This window comes from Chromobacterium sinusclupearum, assembly GCF_002902845.1.
Lineage (GTDB): Bacteria > Pseudomonadota > Gammaproteobacteria > Burkholderiales > Chromobacteriaceae > Chromobacterium > Chromobacterium sinusclupearum.
On sequence record NZ_PPTF01000019.1, the window covers coordinates 178426 to 193427 of the forward strand.

Consider the following 15002-nt stretch of genomic DNA (forward strand, 5'->3'; position numbering starts at 1 on the left):
ATCCCGGAGGCCGGACTCAACGCAAAATCAACGGCAGGAACCACCAGGTCATCAGACCCAGCACGCCGATGATCATGGCGGTGGCGTAGCTGTAGATGAAGCCGGTCTGCATGCGGCGGATCACGCTGGAGAACCAGCCGATCAGCTTGGCCGTGCCATTCACCAGCAGGCCGTCGATCAGCAGCATGTCGCCCACCTTCCAGAAGAAGGTGCCGATGGCGCGGGAACCCTTGGCGAATACGGCGAAGTAGATCTCGTCCAGGTAGTACTTGTTTTCCAGCAGCGCGTTGATCGGCGCGAACTTCTGCTTGATGGCGGCCGGAATGTGCGGCGCCTTCATGTAGAAGTACCAGGCGGTCACCACGCCGGCCAGGGCCAGCAGGAACGGCAGGCTGGTGAACGAGTGCAGACCCATGGCGACAGCGCCGTGGAACTCATGCGCCAGTTCTTCCATTGCCGGGTGCGCTTCGTTATTGACGGCGATCACGCCCTTGAAGAAGTCGCCAAACACCAGCTTGTCGATGCCGAAGTAACCGACCAGCACCGACGGAATCGCCAGCAGCACCAGCGGCAGAGTCACCACCCACGGCGATTCGTGCGGCTTGTCGTTCGGACCCAGGCCATGGTGATGGTCGTGGGACACTTCTTCCTCATCGCTGTCGCCATGGTGCTCGTGGTGCGAGCCATGGTTCTGCATCCAGCGCTCCTTGCCATGGAAGACCAGGAAGTACATTCGGAATGAGTAGAAGGCGGTCACGAACACGCCGGCGATCACCGCGAAGTAGGCGAAACCGGCCGCGGACAGATGCGAGGCGGCGACCGCCTCGATGATCGAGTCCTTGGAGTAGAAACCGGAGAAGAACGGCGTGCCGATCAGCGCCAGCGAACCCAGCAGCGAGGTGATCCAGGTGATGGGCATGTACTTGCGCAGGCCGCCCATATTGCGCATGTCCTGGTCATGGTGCATGCCGATGATCACGGAGCCGGCCGCCAGGAACAGCAGCGCCTTGAAGAAGGCGTGGGTCATCACGTGGAACATCGCCACCGAATAGGCCGACGCGCCCAGCGCCACGGTCATGTAACCCAGCTGCGACAGCGTGGAGTAAGCCACCACGCGCTTGATGTCGTTCTGCACGATGCCGAGGAAGCCCATGAACAGCGCGGTGATCGCGCCAGCCACCATCACCACGTTCAGCGCGGTGTCGGACATCTCGAACAGCGGGCTCATGCGCGACACCATGAAGATGCCGGCCGTCACCATGGTGGCGGCGTGGATCAGCGCGGAGATCGGCGTCGGACCTTCCATCGAGTCCGGCAGCCACACGTGCAGCGGGAACTGCGCCGACTTACCCATCGCGCCGATGAACAGCAGGATGCAGGTGACCGTCATCAGCGACCACTCGTGGCCCGGGATGATCTCGATGGTCTTGTGCGCCAGCGCAGGAGCGGCGGCGAACACGTCGCTGTAGTTCAGCGAGCCGCCGAAATAGGCCAGCACCATGCCGATGCCCAGCAGGAAGCCGAAGTCGCCCACGCGGTTGACCAGGAAAGCCTTCAGGTTGGCGAACACCGCGGTCGGCCGCTTGAACCAGAAGCCGATCAGCAGGTAGGACACCAGACCCACCGCTTCCCAACCGAAGAACAGCTGGACGAAGTTGTTGCTCATCACCAGCATCAGCATCGAGAAGGTAAACAGCGAGATGTAGCTGAAGAAACGCTGGTAGCCCGGATCATCCTGCATGTAGCCGATGGTGTAGATATGCACCATCAGCGACACGCTGGTGACCACCACCAGCATCATCGCGGTCAGCGAGTCGACCAGGAAGCCGACCGCATACTCGTGGCCGCCGACAGTCAGCCAGGTGTAGACCGGTCCATTGAACACTTCCGCGCTTCCGTTGAGGAAACCCAGGAGCACCTTGAACGACAGCGCGGCGGACACCGCCACGCCGGCTATCGTGACGACGTGCGAAGCGCGCCGTCCGATCGCCCATCCAAACAGGCCTGCAATGATGGAACCCGCCAGCGGAGCGAGTGCAATCAGCAGGTATAAGCTCTTCATATCCATGCTTTTGTGCTTTAGTTGTGGTTCCGGTTTGCCTTAGCCCTTGAGGCTGCCCAAGTCTTCAACGTTGATGCTCTGCAGGTTGCGGAACAGCACCACCAGAATCGCCAAACCAATGGCGGACTCTGCGGCGGCAACCGTCAGGATGAAGAACACGAAGATCTGCCCCGCAGAATCCGACAGGTAATGCGAGAACGCGATGAAGTTGAAATTCACCGCCAGCAGCATCAGCTCGATAGCCATCAGCAGGATGATCAGGTTCTTCCGGTTCAGGAAGATGCCCAGCACGCTGATGGCAAACAGGATAGCGGCCAGCACCAGAAAGTGAGTCAGTGTCAGCACGTTTCCTCCCTTGTGGTTGATTGGCCGTCAGGCCTGTTGCTCACCGGAATCGGCCGCTTCGGCCTCTTCCACTTTTTTCACGGCGTCCATCTTGACGATGCGGACGCGGTCTTGGCTGCGCACCTTCACCTGGACGGCCGGATCGATCACCTTGCTGTCCTTGCGCGTACGCATGGTCAGGCCGATGGCGGCGATCATCGCCAACAGCAGCACCACGGCGGCGATTTCGAACGGCAGCAGATAGGTGGTGTACAGCTGGCTACCCAGCAGCTTGACGTTGCTGAAGTCGGCAGCCAGCGGCGCGGCGGCCTTGAACTGGCTGAGGCCGGCCTGCGGGCTGACCAGGATCAGCGCCATCTCGAACACCATGATGGCGCCGACCAGGGCGGCCACCGGCAGGTTCTTCCAGAAACCCGCGCGCAGCTGCTCGATATTGATGTCCAGCATCATCACCACGAACAGGAACAGCACCATCACCGCGCCGACGTAGACCAGCACCAGGGTGATCGCCAGGAACTCCGACTCCATCAGCAGCCAGTGGCCGGCGCTGGTGAAGAAAGCCAGCACCAGATACAGCGCGGCGTGCACCGGGTTCTTGGCCGTCACCACGCGCAGACCGGCGAAGATCAGGATGGCGGACAGAACGTAGAAAATTACCGTAGTTAGGTTCATGGCCTCCCCTTAGCGATACTTGGCGTCAGCCGCCTTGTTGGCGGCGATCTCGGCCTCGTACTTGTCGCCCACAGCCAGCAGCATCGGCTTGGTGTAGTAGAGGTCGCCACGTTTTTCACCGTGGTATTCGAAGATGTGCGTTTCCACGATGGCGTCCACCGGACAGGCTTCCTCGCAGAAGCCGCAGAAGATGCACTTGGTCAGGTCGATGTCGTAGCGCGTGGTGCGGCGGGTGCCGTCGTCGCGCTGTTCGGACTCGATGCTGATGGCCATCGCCGGGCACACCGCCTCGCACAGCTTGCAGGCGATGCAGCGCTCTTCGCCGTTGGCGTAGCGGCGCTGCGCGTGCAGGCCGCGGAAACGCGGCGAAATCGGCGTCTTCTCTTCCGGGAACTGCACCGTGATCTTGCGGGCGAAGAAGTAGCGGCCAGTGACCATCAGGCCCTTGACCAGCTCCACCAGCAGGAAGGTCTTGAAAAAGTTGCGGATCGAATTCATTTTTTCACCTATCCCCTGTCTCAGTGCCAAATCGACAGCGGGGTAAACATCCACACGCCCACCACCAGAATCCACACCAGGGTCACCGGGATGAACACTTTCCAGCCCAGGCGCATGATCTGGTCATAGCGATAGCGCGGGAAGGTGGCGCGGAACCACAGGAAGCAGAACAGCACCATCGACATCTTCACGGCCAGCCAGAAGAAGCCGCCGGCGCCCAGGATGCCCCAGGAAGCCGGGAACGGAGACAGCCAGCCGCCCAGGAACAGCAGGGAGGTCAGCGCCGCCACCAGAATCATGTTGGCGTATTCGGCCAGGAAGAAGATGGCGAAGGCCATGCCCGAGTATTCCACGTGGAAACCGGCCACGATTTCCGACTCGCCTTCCGCCACGTCGAACGGCGCGCGGTTGGTTTCGGCCACGCCGGAGATCAGGTAGACGATGAACAGCGGGAACAGCGGCAGCCAGTTCCAGGAGAACAGCGAACCGCCGGCCATGCCCACTGCCTGCTGCTTGACGATGTCGACCAGATTCAGGCTGCCGGACACCATCAGCACGCCGACCAGGGCGAAGCCCATCGCCAGTTCGTACGAGACGATCTGGGCGGCGGAGCGCATCGCGCCAAGGAAGGAGTACTTCGAGTTGCCCGCCCAGCCGGCGATGATCACGCCGTACACGCCCATCGAGGTCAACGCCAGGATGTAGAGCAGCGAGGCGTTGACGTTGGCCAACACCAGGTGGTCGGTAAACGGAATCACCGCCCAGGCCGCCAGAGCCGGGCCGATGGACAGCACCGGCGCCAGCAGGAACAAGCCCTTGCTGGAGTTGGTGGGCAGGATGATTTCCTTCATCAGCAGCTTGACCGCGTCGGCGATAGGCTGCAGCAGACCGAACGGGCCCACGCGGTTGGGGCCGATCCGGATCTGCATATAACCGATCACCTTGCGCTCGGCCAGCGTCAGATAGGCCACTGCGCCCAGCATCGGCAGAACGATGGCGATGATCTTCAGCAGGGTCCACACCAGGAGCCCCGCGTCAGTGCCAAGAATACCTTGCAAGAACTCCATGGTTTACCCCTGCTTGATCTCGATAGCGTCGAACATGCCGCCCAGCGCCAGCGTTGCTGCGTGCGCGGTGGCGACCCGTACCACGTCGGCCGGCAGGCTGTCGTCGGCCTCGACGCGCAAGCGCGCCTCGCCCGAACCCTGCTTCAGCAGCGCGGTGGAACCGGCGGCGATGCCCAGCTTGGCCAACAGGCTGCCGTGCGCGCGGGCGACGGCGGCGTCCTTGGCTTCGTTGGTTTCCTGCAGCGGCTTGGCGCGGCGGCTGATGGCGTCGGCCTGGTACATCGGCACTTCGCCGACGCGGACGATGCCGGAGGCGACTGCCGGGTTGGCGGCGACCTTGGACAGCGCGTTGTTCAGCTTGGAGGCCAGATCGCCGAACTCGGCGCGCACGTCCTCGGCGCTGTTCTGCTCGAAGCCAGACAGGTTCAGCATATTGCCCAGCACGCGCAGCACCTTCCAGGCCGGACGGGTTTCGCCCAGCGGACGCACCACGCCGTTGAAGGTTTGCAGCTTGCCTTCCATATTGACGAAGGAGCCGGCGGTCTCGGAGAACGGCGCGATCGGCAGCAGCACGTCGGCGTAGTCCAGCAGGCCCTGGCCCTTGTACGCAGTCAGCGCGATCACGGTAGCCGCCTGCTTCATCGCGGCCACGGCGGCCTGCGGATTGTAGCTGTCGAACTCCACTTCGGTGTTCAGCAGGAAGTAGGCCTTCTTCGGCTTGGCGATCATCGCGGCGGCGTTGTCGCCGTTGATCGGCAGCGCGCCCACCAATTCCGCGCCCACGCTGTTGGCGGCTTCGGCCAGGATGCCGAAACGCGCGCCGCTCAAGCGGGCGACTTCCTGGGCCAGCGACAGCAGCTGGCTGTAGGCCGGATGGTGTTGCGCCACGTTGCCCAGCACGATGGACGCGGTTTCCGCGCCAGTCAGGCTGGCGGCGATGCGGCGCGCCTGTTCGGAGACTTCCACGGACGACAGGTCGATCTCAGAGGAACCGGCCTTGATCTCGGCCACGGCCTTCAGCACTTGCGACAAGGCATTGACCAGCGCCTGCGGCGACACGATCAGCTTGCCGTTGATCTTGGTCAGCAAATTGTCGTCGGCGACATGGATAATGTTCAGCTCGCTGCCCTGCTTGACCGAAGCGCGCAGGCGGGCGGCCAGCAGCGGCTGCTCCTTGCGCAGCGACGAGCCGACAACCAGCACGGACTTGGCGTCGCCGAGTTCGACGATGCTGGAACCCAGCCACTCCGCGCCCTGCTTGGCGGCATCGGCGGAGAAGTCGCTGCGGCGCAGGCGGTAGTCGATGGCGTTCACGCCGAAGGCGCGCGCCAGCTTCTGGGCCAGATGCAGTTCTTCGGTGGTGGAGTGCGGGTTCAGCAGGAAGCCGATGGCGTCCTTGCCGTGATCGGCGGATACGCCGTTCAGGCCCTTCACCACGTAGTTCAGCGCGGTTTCCCAGTCGGTTTCATGCCACTTGCCGTCGAACTTGATCATCGGCTTGGTGAGACGCTCGGCGCTGTTCAGGCCTTCGTACGAGAAGCGGTCGCGGTCGGCGATCCAGCATTCGTTGATGGCTTCGTTTTCCAGCGGCAGCACGCGCATCACTTCATTGCTCTTCACCTGGACGATCAGGTTGGAGCCGAGGCCGTCGTGCGGGCTAACCGACTTGCGGCGCGACAGTTCCCAGGCGCGGGTGCTGTAGCGGAACGGCTTGGAGGTCAGCGCGCCCACCGGGCACAAATCGATCACGTTGCCGGAGATTTCCGAATCCACGGTCTTGCCCAGGAACGGCAGGATCTCGGAGAACTCGCTCCGGTTGGCCATGCCGATTTCCTGATAGCCGCCGATTTCCTCGGTGAAGCGGACGCAGCGGGTGCAGTGGATGCAACGGGACATTTCCTCGGCCGAGACCAGCGGGCCCATGTCCTTGCCCACCACCACGCGCTTTTCTTCTTCGTAGCGCGAAGTGGAGTTGCCGTAGCCGACCGCCAGGTCTTGCAGCTGGCATTCGCCGCCCTGGTCGCAGATCGGGCAATCCAGCGGGTGATTGATCAGCAGGAACTCCATTACGCCTGCTTGGGCCTTCTTGGCCAGCGGCGAGGCGGTATGGACTTTCATGCCGTCGGTGACAGGAGTGGCACAGGCCGGCAACGGCTTAGGCGCCTTTTCCACTTCCACCAGACACATGCGGCAGTTGGCCGCGATGGACAGCTTCTTGTGGTAGCAGAAGTGCGGTATGTAGGTCCCAACGGAGTGGGCCGCTTCCATGACGGTGCTGCCCTGCTCCACCGTCAGTTTCTTACCGTCGATTTCGATTTCAAGCATCGCTCAACACCATTTGTGATCCACCAAGGTCTTTCCGTGTTCGATCGCGTACTCGAACTCATTGCGGAAATGCTTGGTGAAACTGCGAACCGGGAACACAGCGGCGTCGGCCAAGGCGCAGATCGTGCGGCCCGCCATGTTGTTGCCCACGGAATCCAGAAGCTCCAGATCGCCCGGACGGCCCTGGCCGTTGGCGATGCGGTGGATGACCTTGTACAGCCAGCCGGTGCCTTCGCGGCACGGCGTGCACTGGCCGCAGGATTCCTCGTGATAGAAATAGGCCAGGCGCTCCAGCGCCTTCACCATGCACACGTCCTCGTTCATCACGATCACGGCGCCGGAACCCAGCATCGAGCCGGCTTTGGCGATGCTGTCGTAGTCCATGGTGCATTGCATCATGATGTCGGCAGGCAGCACCGGCGCGGACGAGCCACCCGGAATCACCGCTTTCAGCTTCTTGCCGCCGCGCATGCCGCCGGCCATTTCCAAGAGCTCGGTGAACGGGGTGCCCAGGGCGACCTCGTAGTTGCCCGGACGATTGACGTGGCCGGAGACCGAGAACAGCTTGGTGCCGCCGTTGTTGGGCTTGCCCTTCTCCAGGAAGGTTTGCGCGCCGTCGCGGATGATGAACGGCACCGAGGCGAAGGACTCGGTGTTGTTGATGGTGGTCGGCTTGCCGTACAGGCCGAAGCTGGCCGGGAACGGCGGCTTGAAGCGCGGCTGGCCCTTCTTGCCTTCCAGCGATTCCAGCAGCGCGGTTTCTTCGCCGCAGATGTAGGCGCCGTAGCCGTGGTGGGCGAACAGGTCGAAGTTGAAGTCGGTGCCCAGAATGTTCTGGCCCAGGAAACCCGCCTTGCGCGCTTCTTCCAGCGCCTCTTCGAAGCGTTGGTAGTCTTCGAAGATTTCGCCGTGGATGTAGTTGTAACCCGCCTTGGTGCCCATCGCGTAACCGGCGATGATCATGCCCTCGATCAGCGAGTGCGGGTTGTAGCGGATGATGTCGCGGTCCTTGAAGGTGCCCGGCTCGCCCTCGTCGGTGTTGCAGACGACGTATTTGTCGCCCGGGAACGAGCGCGGCATGAAGCTCCACTTCAGGCCGGTGGGGAAGCCCGCGCCGCCGCGGCCGCGCAGGCCGGAGTTCTTCACTTCCGCGATGACGTCTTCTTGGGTCATCTTGGAGTCAAGGATGCGACGCAGCGCCTGGTAGCCGCCACGGGCTACGTAAGCGTCCAGACGCCAGCAGTCGGGCTGCGCGGTGTCGACGCCGTCGAAAATCACGCCATTAGCGAAGACAGCCATTATTTCAACTCCGCCAGTTTTTTATCGATTGCTTCGGGCGTCATGAAGCTGCACATCTTGTGGTTGTTCACCAGCAAGACCGGCGCATCGCCGCAAGCGCCCATGCATTCGCCTTCCTGCAGCGTGTACATGCCGTCAGCGCTGGTTTCGCCGATGGCGATGCCCAGCTTCTGCGAGATGTACTCTGCGGCATTGACGCCGCCGGACAGCGCACAGGGCAGGTTGGTGCAGACGGTGATCTTGTATTTGCCCACCGGCTTCATGTCGTACATGTTGTAGAAGGTGGCGACTTCGTAGGCGGCTACCGGAGCGATCTCCAGATAGTTGGCGACGAACTCGATCACGTCCTTATTCAGGCAACGCGCTTCCGGGGTTTCACCGGTGGCGCGCCGCTCTTCCAGCGCGATGCGCAGCGCGCCCATGACGGCGGAGCGCTTCTGGTCGGCCGGGTATTTGGCGACCTCGCGGTCGATCAAGGCTAGCGATTGTGCGGACAGCATCAGCGGTCAATCTCCCCAAACACGATATCCTGCGTACCAATGATCGCCACCACGTCGGCGATCATGTGACCCTTGGCCATCTCGTCCAGCGCGGCCAAGTGGGCATAGCCCGGCGCGCGGATTTTCAGACGGTACGGTTTGTTGGCGCCGTCGGACACCAGGTAGATGCCGAACTCGCCCTTCGGGTGTTCCGTGCCCACGTAAGCCTCGCCTTCCGGCACGTGCATGCCTTCGGTGAACAGCTTGAAGTGGTGGATCAGGTCTTCCATATTGGACTTCATGCCTTCGCGCGAAGGCGGCGCCACTTTATGGTTGTCCGTGATCACCGGGCCAGGATTGGCGCGCAGCCAGGCCACGCACTGCTGGATGATGCGGTTGGACTGGCGCATCTCTTCCACGCGCACCAGATAGCGGTCGTAGCAGTCGCCGCCCACGCCCACCGGCACGTCGAAGTCCATCTTGTCGTACACATCGTACGGCTGGGTCTTGCGCAAGTCCCAGGCGATGCCGGAGCCGCGCAGCATCGGGCCGGTCATGCCCAGATTCAGCGCGCGCTCCGGAGACACCACGCCGATGCCCACGGTACGCTGCTTCCAGATGCGGTTGTCGGTCAGCAGGGTCTCGTATTCGTCGACATAGGTCGGGAAGCGCTTGGTGAAGTCTTCGATGAAGTCCAGCATCGAACCCTTGCGGCCTTCGTTCAGGCGCGCCAGTTCCTTGGCGTTCTTGATCTTGGACACGGTGTACTGCGGCATCGAATCCGGCAGGTCGCGGTAGACGCCGCCCGGACGGAAGTAAGCCGCGTGCATGCGCGCGCCGGACACCGCCTCGTAGCAGTCCATCAGATCCTCGCGTTCGCGGAACGCGTACAGGAACATGGTCATCGCGCCGATGTCCAGCGCGTGGGCGCCGATCCACAGCAGGTGGTTCAGGATGCGGGTGATCTCCGCGAACATCACGCGGATGTATTGCGCGCGCTCGGGCACTTCGATGCCAGCCAGCTTCTCGATAGCCAGGCAATAGGCGTGTTCGTTGCACATCATGGACACGTAGTCGAGACGGTCCATGTAAGGCAGAGACTGGATGTAGGTCTTGCTCTCGGCCAGCTTCTCGGTCCCGCGGTGCAGCAGGCCGATGTGCGGGTCGGCGCGCTGGACGACTTCGCCGTCCAGCTCCAGCACCAGGCGCAGCACGCCGTGTGCTGCCGGGTGTTGCGGGCCGAAGTTCAGGGTGTAGTTGCGGATCTCAGCCACCGTAGCTCTCCTCGCGAATGATGCGCGGAGTGATTTCGCGCGGTTCGATGGTCACCGGCTGGTAGATCACGCGCTGCTGAGTCGGGTCGTAGCGCATTTCCACGTGGCCGGACAGCGGGAAGTCCTTGCGGAACGGGTGGCCGACGAAACCGTAGTCGGTCAGCAGGCGGCGCAGGTCGGGGTGGCCTTCGAACACGATGCCGTACAGGTCGAACGCTTCGCGCTCGAACCAGTTGGCGGCGTTCCAGATGCCGTTGACCGATGGGATAACCGGGAAGGCGTCGTCTTCGGCGAAGACGCGCAGGCGGATGCGGTGGTTCAGCTTGACGGACAGCAGATGGTATACCGCGGCGAAGCGCGGGCCGTCCCACGGCTCATCGCGATAGGCGCTGTAGTCCATGCCGCAGACGTCGATGCACTGCTCGAAGGCGAGATCGGCGTGGTCGCGCAGCGTCTGGGCCACGGACAGCAGATCGGACGCCTTGCAGACGATGGTCAGCTCGTCCAGGGCCAGCGTGCTGCGCACGAGCTTGTCGCCCAGCGCGGCGGCAACGACCGAACCCAACGCTTCCATTTTCTTGGAGGCCATAAGTTTCTACCTTAGCGGGCGATGGTGTTGGTACGTTTGATTTTGTTCTGCAGCTGGATGATGCCGTACAGCAGCGCCTCGGCCGTCGGCGGACAGCCCGGCACGTAGACATCGACCGGCACGATGCGGTCACAGCCTCGAACAACAGAATAGGAATAATGGTAGTACCCGCCGCCATTGGCACAGGACCCCATCGAGATCACCCAGCGCGGCTCGGCCATCTGGTCATACACCTTGCGCAGGGCCGGCGCCATCTTGTTGCACAGCGTGCCGGCGACGATCATCAGGTCGCTTTGCCGCGGGCTGGGGCGGAACACGATGCCGAAACGGTCCAGATCGTAACGCGCCGCGCCGGCGTGCATCATTTCCACCGCGCAACAGGCCAGACCAAAGGTCATCGGCCACAGCGAACCGGTGCGGGTATAGTTGATAAGCTTGTCGGCTGTCGTGGTAACGAAGCCTTTCTCCAGAATCCCTTCTACTCCCATTCCAGAGCTCCCTTCTTCCACATGTAGACGAAGCCGAGCGTCAGCACGGCGAGAAATTCGACCATCACGCCCAGGCCATACACGCCCAAGTCCTTCAGCACCACGGCCCACGGAAACAGGAATGCGATTTCCAGGTCGAACAGGATGAAGAGGATGGCGATCAGGTAGTAACGGACGTCGAACTTCATGCGGGCATCTTCGAAGGCCTCGAAGCCGCATTCGTATGGAGAAAGTTTCTCAGAGTCGGGACGATTGGGCGCGAGCAGTTTGCCCAAGGCAATAGGGCCCACACCGACCAACAGTCCGACAATGACAAACATCAGAATGGGAAAGTAGTTTTGCAGCATTTCCCGTACACCCCCAAAAAAAGAGGGGTCACCCCCTCTTGGCTCCAAATAAAACAGGCCACCGGAGTCCCGGTGGCCTGTTTTTGAATGGTGGTGCCGACAGTGAGACTCGAACTCACACAGCTTTCGCCACTACCCCCTCAAGATAGCGTGTCTACCAATTTCACCATGTCGGCACAGCAAAGCTTTAAATTGTCACTCCGGAATCTTGGAAGCCGTTCCGGAAGCGTTTTTATTAGGCGCGCCTGCCGGGATTTGCGGCGCAACCTGTTCAATCTTTCCACCCATCACACCAAGGTCATGCTTTCCGCCCCCGGAAAGGTATACCAGACCCATGGCTGTACAGAAGAACACTGCCGCGGCGACCGCGGTGGTTCTACTCAGGAAATTCGCAGAGCCAGACGCCCCAAACAGACTGCCGGACGCACCACTACCAAAAGCCGCACCCATATCTGCACCCTTGCCATGCTGCATCAGAACAAGGACGATGATACTCACTGCGGACAGCAGGTTTACAATCCAAATAAGCGTCTTGAGAAGTTCCATACTATATCAATTTTCCTGCGGCTTGGCAAACCACTCTGAATGAATCGGCGTCCAGCGAGGCCCCTCCGACCAATGCGCCGTCGACGTTTTCCGTCGCCAGAATCGCCTCGGCGTTCTCCGCTTTGACACTGCCGCCGTAGAGGACGCGAATCTTATCGGAGCTGCCAATGTTTTGCAAGCACCAGTTTTTGATGAATGCATGAATTTCGGCGATTTGCTCAAGCGTCGCCACCTTGCCGGTGCCAATGGCCCACACCGGTTCGTAGGCGATGACGTAATCACCATCGGTCAATTCCGGCAGGATAGCAAGCTGCGCCGCAATCACCTCCAGATGCTGGCCTGCTTCGCGCTGCTCCAACGTCTCGCCCACGCACAGCACCGGCGTCACGCCGGCGGCGATGGCATTGCGCATTTTTTGCAGCAACGCGGCGTTGTCCTCGCCGAAATACTGGCGGCGCTCGGAGTGGCCGACCAGCACGTAGCGGCAGCCGATGTCGGCCAGCATGGCGGCGCTGGTTTCGCCGGTATAGGCGCCGTCCGCGGCGAAGCGGCTGACATCCTGGGCCGACAAGGCCAGGCGGCTGCCCTTCAGGGATTCGGCCAGGGCGGCCAGATACACCGCGGGCGCAGCGATGCCGACGCCTTCGCGATTGGTCGCGGCATGGTCCAGCAGCGCGGACACCAGGGCCTGCGCGCTGTCGGCGCGCGTATTCATCTTCCAATTGCCAATCACCAGCTTGCCGGACATGCCACTCTCCCCATCATTATTAAAAGAAGATGGCGCGCATTATAGCGCAGCCGGCAAGCGTCTCCAATGAAGCTGGATCAAGCATTTACGACTTGTAATATTACTGAAAGATTTGAGCTATACGATGGCGGCCATTACAACAGCAGCCCATTACACTTCGGGAGTTAAGCATGAAACAGTCCGTACGTCTCGCCGCGGCTCTTGGTTCCGTATTGATCGCCGGTTCGGTATACGCAGCAGACATCACTGGCGCAGGCGCAACCTTTCCCTACCCGCTGTACGCCAAGTGGGCGGCCAATTACAAGGGCGTCTCCGGCAACAATATGAACTACCAGTCCATCGGCTCCGGCGGCGGCATCAAGCAGATCCAGTCCAAGACCGTGGACTTCGGCGCGTCCGACATGCCGCTGAAGCCGGAAGAACTGGAAAAGTCCGGCCTGACTCAATTCCCGACCGTGATGGGCGGCGTGGTGCCGGTGTATAACATCCCGGGCATCGCCGCTGGCCAGATCAAATTCTCCGGACCGTTGCTGGCTGACATCTACATGGGCAAGGTTGCCAAGTGGAACGACCCGGCCATCGCCAAGCTGAACCCGGGCGTCAAGCTGCCTGACCAGCGCATCTCCGTGGTGCGTCGTTCCGACGGCTCCGGCACTACCTTCATCTTCACCAACTACCTGTCCAAGGTCTCGCCGGAGTGGGCGAAGGAAGTCGGGTCCAACACCGCAGTCAGCTGGAAGGGCAGCTCGGTGGGCGGCAAGGGCAACGAAGGCGTGGCCAACTACGTGTCCCGCATCAAGGGCGCCATCGGTTATGTCGAGTACGCCTACGCCAAGCAGAACAAGCTGTCCTATGGCTTGCTGCAAAACCAGGCTGGCAACTTCGTGAAGCCGGACGAGGCTTCCTTCAAAGCCGCAGCCGCCAATGCCGACTGGAAAAAGGCCCCGAACTTCTACCTGCTGCTGACCAACCAGCCGGGCAAAGACAGCTGGCCGATCGCCGGTGCCACCTTTATCCTGATGCACAAGAAGCAGGACAAGCCGGCTCAAGCCACCGAAGTGCTGAAGTATTTCGACTGGGCTTACAAGAACGGCGACAAGACCGCTCAGGAACTGGACTACATCCCGATGCCGGACAGCGTGAAAACCGTGATCCGCACCAGCTGGAAGCAAATCACCGATAATGGCGGCAAAACCGTCTGGAACTGATAGCGCGACACGCTGAGCGTCGCACTCAGGCCGGGGGGAGCAAGCTCTCTCCGGCCTTGTGTCTGAACCACCAAGACAACGACACATGCAAAAACTCAACAATCAACAGCAGCTGGGGTATCAGCTGTTGCTGGATAAAATCTTCCGCGTGACCACCCGCAGCTTCGCCTTCCTGGTGCTGGCGCTGCTGGTGGGCATTCTCATTTCGCTGCTGATCGGCGCGATGCCGACCATCCAACATTTCGGCCTGGGCTTCCTGACCAGCTCGGAATGGGATCCGGTGCAGGAGAAGTTCGGCGCCGTGGTGCCCATCTTCGGCACCCTGGTCACCTCCATCATCGCGCTCCTGATCGGCGTGCCGGTCAGCTTCGGCATCGCCCTGTTCCTGACCGAGCTGTGCCCGGCCTGGCTGAAACGCCCGCTGGGCATCGCCATCGAGCTCTTGGCCGGCATTCCGTCCATCATCTACGGCATGTGGGGCCTGTTCGTGTTTGCGCCGTTCTTCGCCGACCACATCCAGCCGTGGTTCATCGAACATCTGGGCGACGCGCCGCTGGTCGGCTTCCTGTTCCAGGGCGCGCCGATGGGCATCGGCCTGTTCACCGCCGGCCTGATCCTGGCCATCATGGTGATTCCGTTCATCGCCTCGGTCATGCGCGACGTGTTCGAAGTGGTGCCCACCATGCTGAAGGAATCGGCCTATGGCCTAGGTTCCACCACCTGGGAAGTCGTGCGCCACATCGTGCTGCCCTACACCAAGACCGGCGTCGTCGGCGGCGTCATGCTGGGCCTGGGACGGGCGCTGGGCGAAACGATGGCGGTCACCTTCGTCATCGGCAACTCTTCGCGCTTCACGACCAGCCTGTTCGAGCCGGGCAACTCCATCGCCTCCTCGCTGGCCAACGAGTTCGCCGAGGCCAACGGCGATTTGTACATCGGCTCGCTGATCGAGCTGGGCCTGATCCTGTTCTTCATCACCTTTGTGGTGCTGGCCTGTTCCAAGCTGCTGCTGCTGCGCCTGAAGAAGCAGGAAGGCAAGCCTTCCTGATATGAAA

The 15002-nt window shown here is 61.6% G+C and carries 16 protein-coding genes and 1 tRNA gene; 2 read left to right on the forward strand and 15 right to left on the reverse strand.

What is annotated here, in order from left to right:
* Positions 1-16 precede the first annotated feature (16 nt).
* From nuoL to tpiA, 15 genes are all read right to left on the reverse strand, one after another.
* The gene (nuoL, locus tag C2134_RS06050) at positions 17-2068 is read right to left on the reverse strand and encodes an NADH-quinone oxidoreductase subunit L (RefSeq protein ID WP_103318343.1); all 2052 of its coding nucleotides are present in this window, start codon (positions 2066-2068) and stop codon (positions 17-19) included.
* 33 nt (positions 2069-2101) lie between these two features.
* Complete coding sequence (gene nuoK, locus C2134_RS06055) at positions 2102-2407, reverse strand: NADH-quinone oxidoreductase subunit NuoK (protein WP_011134506.1); 306 nt, start codon at positions 2405-2407, stop codon at positions 2102-2104.
* Positions 2408-2434: 27 nt separating this feature from the next.
* Positions 2435-3079, reverse strand: a complete 645-nt coding sequence (locus C2134_RS06060) for an NADH-quinone oxidoreductase subunit J (RefSeq protein ID WP_103318345.1) — start codon at positions 3077-3079, stop codon at positions 2435-2437.
* A 9-nt stretch (positions 3080-3088) separates the two neighbouring features.
* Positions 3089-3568, reverse strand: coding sequence for an NADH-quinone oxidoreductase subunit NuoI (gene nuoI, locus C2134_RS06065; RefSeq protein WP_199153626.1), 480 nt, complete (start codon positions 3566-3568; stop codon positions 3089-3091).
* Between the two features lie 29 nt (positions 3569-3597).
* Complete coding sequence (nuoH, locus tag C2134_RS06070; RefSeq protein WP_103318347.1) at positions 3598-4644, reverse strand: NADH-quinone oxidoreductase subunit NuoH; 1047 nt, start codon at positions 4642-4644, stop codon at positions 3598-3600.
* 3 nt (positions 4645-4647) lie between these two features.
* On the reverse strand, positions 4648-6969 hold the full coding sequence (gene nuoG / locus C2134_RS06075) for an NADH-quinone oxidoreductase subunit NuoG (protein WP_103318349.1): 2322 nt from the start codon (positions 6967-6969) through the stop codon (positions 4648-4650).
* 3 nt (positions 6970-6972) lie between these two features.
* Positions 6973-8268 carry an NADH-quinone oxidoreductase subunit NuoF gene (nuoF, locus tag C2134_RS06080; RefSeq protein ID WP_103318350.1) on the reverse strand — a complete coding sequence of 432 codons (1296 nt, stop codon included), beginning with the start codon at positions 8266-8268 and terminating at the stop codon, positions 6973-6975.
* Positions 8268-8768, reverse strand: coding sequence for an NADH-quinone oxidoreductase subunit NuoE (gene nuoE, locus C2134_RS06085; protein WP_103318352.1), 501 nt, complete (start codon positions 8766-8768; stop codon positions 8268-8270). Before nuoE ends, nuoF begins: the two co-directional genes overlap by 1 nt.
* Positions 8768-10021, reverse strand: coding sequence for an NADH-quinone oxidoreductase subunit D (locus C2134_RS06090; protein ID WP_103318354.1), 1254 nt, complete (start codon positions 10019-10021; stop codon positions 8768-8770). Before C2134_RS06090 ends, nuoE begins: the two co-directional genes overlap by 1 nt.
* On the reverse strand, positions 10014-10610 hold the full coding sequence (locus C2134_RS06095; RefSeq protein WP_103318356.1) for an NADH-quinone oxidoreductase subunit C: 597 nt from the start codon (positions 10608-10610) through the stop codon (positions 10014-10016). The genes C2134_RS06090 and C2134_RS06095 overlap by 8 nt, the downstream gene beginning before the upstream one ends.
* A gap of 11 nt (positions 10611-10621) precedes the next feature.
* Positions 10622-11098, reverse strand: a complete 477-nt coding sequence (locus C2134_RS06100; protein ID WP_019103471.1) for a NuoB/complex I 20 kDa subunit family protein — start codon at positions 11096-11098, stop codon at positions 10622-10624.
* On the reverse strand, positions 11089-11445 hold the full coding sequence (locus tag C2134_RS06105) for an NADH-quinone oxidoreductase subunit A (RefSeq protein ID WP_043580265.1): 357 nt from the start codon (positions 11443-11445) through the stop codon (positions 11089-11091). Before C2134_RS06105 ends, C2134_RS06100 begins: the two co-directional genes overlap by 10 nt.
* A 91-nt stretch (positions 11446-11536) precedes the next feature.
* A tRNA-Leu gene (locus C2134_RS06110) sits at positions 11537-11621 on the reverse strand.
* 19 nt (positions 11622-11640) lie between these two features.
* On the reverse strand, positions 11641-11991 hold the full coding sequence (secG, locus tag C2134_RS06115; protein WP_043623651.1) for a preprotein translocase subunit SecG: 351 nt from the start codon (positions 11989-11991) through the stop codon (positions 11641-11643).
* 1 nt (position 11992) lies between these two features.
* Positions 11993-12739, reverse strand: coding sequence for a triose-phosphate isomerase (tpiA, locus tag C2134_RS06120; RefSeq protein ID WP_103318359.1), 747 nt, complete (start codon positions 12737-12739; stop codon positions 11993-11995).
* 170 nt (positions 12740-12909) lie between these two features.
* Between tpiA and pstS the strand changes: the two genes are divergently transcribed.
* Together pstS and pstC are read left to right on the forward strand one after the other, a co-directional pair.
* Positions 12910-13947 (forward strand): phosphate ABC transporter substrate-binding protein PstS, encoded by a 1038-nt coding sequence (gene pstS, locus C2134_RS06125; RefSeq protein WP_103318361.1) that lies wholly within the window; start codon positions 12910-12912, stop codon positions 13945-13947.
* Between the two features lie 85 nt (positions 13948-14032).
* The gene (gene pstC, locus C2134_RS06130; RefSeq protein ID WP_103318363.1) at positions 14033-14995 is read left to right on the forward strand and encodes a phosphate ABC transporter permease subunit PstC; all 963 of its coding nucleotides are present in this window, start codon (positions 14033-14035) and stop codon (positions 14993-14995) included.
* The last annotated feature ends 7 nt before the right edge of the window (positions 14996-15002 follow it).

What these genes read in the sequence shown, in the direction of transcription:
- nuoL (WP_103318343.1), bottom strand. Translation starts at nt 2,068, where the DNA reads ATGGATATGAAGAGCTTATACCTGCTGATTGCACTCGCTCCGCTGGCG.
- C2134_RS06060 (WP_103318345.1), bottom strand. Translation starts at nt 3,079, where the DNA reads ATGAACCTAACTACGGTAATTTTCTACGTTCTGTCCGCCATCCTGATC.
- nuoH (WP_103318347.1), bottom strand. Translation starts at nt 4,644, where the DNA reads ATGGAGTTCTTGCAAGGTATTCTTGGCACTGACGCGGGGCTCCTGGTG.
- nuoG (WP_103318349.1), bottom strand. Translation starts at nt 6,969, where the DNA reads ATGCTTGAAATCGAAATCGACGGTAAGAAACTGACGGTGGAGCAGGGC.
- nuoF (WP_103318350.1), bottom strand. Translation starts at nt 8,268, where the DNA reads ATGGCTGTCTTCGCTAATGGCGTGATTTTCGACGGCGTCGACACCGCG.
- nuoE (WP_103318352.1), bottom strand. Translation starts at nt 8,768, where the DNA reads ATGCTGTCCGCACAATCGCTAGCCTTGATCGACCGCGAGGTCGCCAAA.
- C2134_RS06095 (WP_103318356.1), bottom strand. Translation starts at nt 10,610, where the DNA reads ATGGCCTCCAAGAAAATGGAAGCGTTGGGTTCGGTCGTTGCCGCCGCG.
- C2134_RS06100 (WP_019103471.1), bottom strand. Translation starts at nt 11,098, where the DNA reads ATGGGAGTAGAAGGGATTCTGGAGAAAGGCTTCGTTACCACGACAGCC.
- C2134_RS06105 (WP_043580265.1), bottom strand. Translation starts at nt 11,445, where the DNA reads ATGCTGCAAAACTACTTTCCCATTCTGATGTTTGTCATTGTCGGACTG.
- secG (WP_043623651.1), bottom strand. Translation starts at nt 11,991, where the DNA reads ATGGAACTTCTCAAGACGCTTATTTGGATTGTAAACCTGCTGTCCGCA.
- tpiA (WP_103318359.1), bottom strand. Translation starts at nt 12,739, where the DNA reads ATGTCCGGCAAGCTGGTGATTGGCAATTGGAAGATGAATACGCGCGCC.
- pstS (WP_103318361.1), top strand. Translation starts at nt 12,910, where the DNA reads ATGAAACAGTCCGTACGTCTCGCCGCGGCTCTTGGTTCCGTATTGATC.
- pstC (WP_103318363.1), top strand. Translation starts at nt 14,033, where the DNA reads ATGCAAAAACTCAACAATCAACAGCAGCTGGGGTATCAGCTGTTGCTG.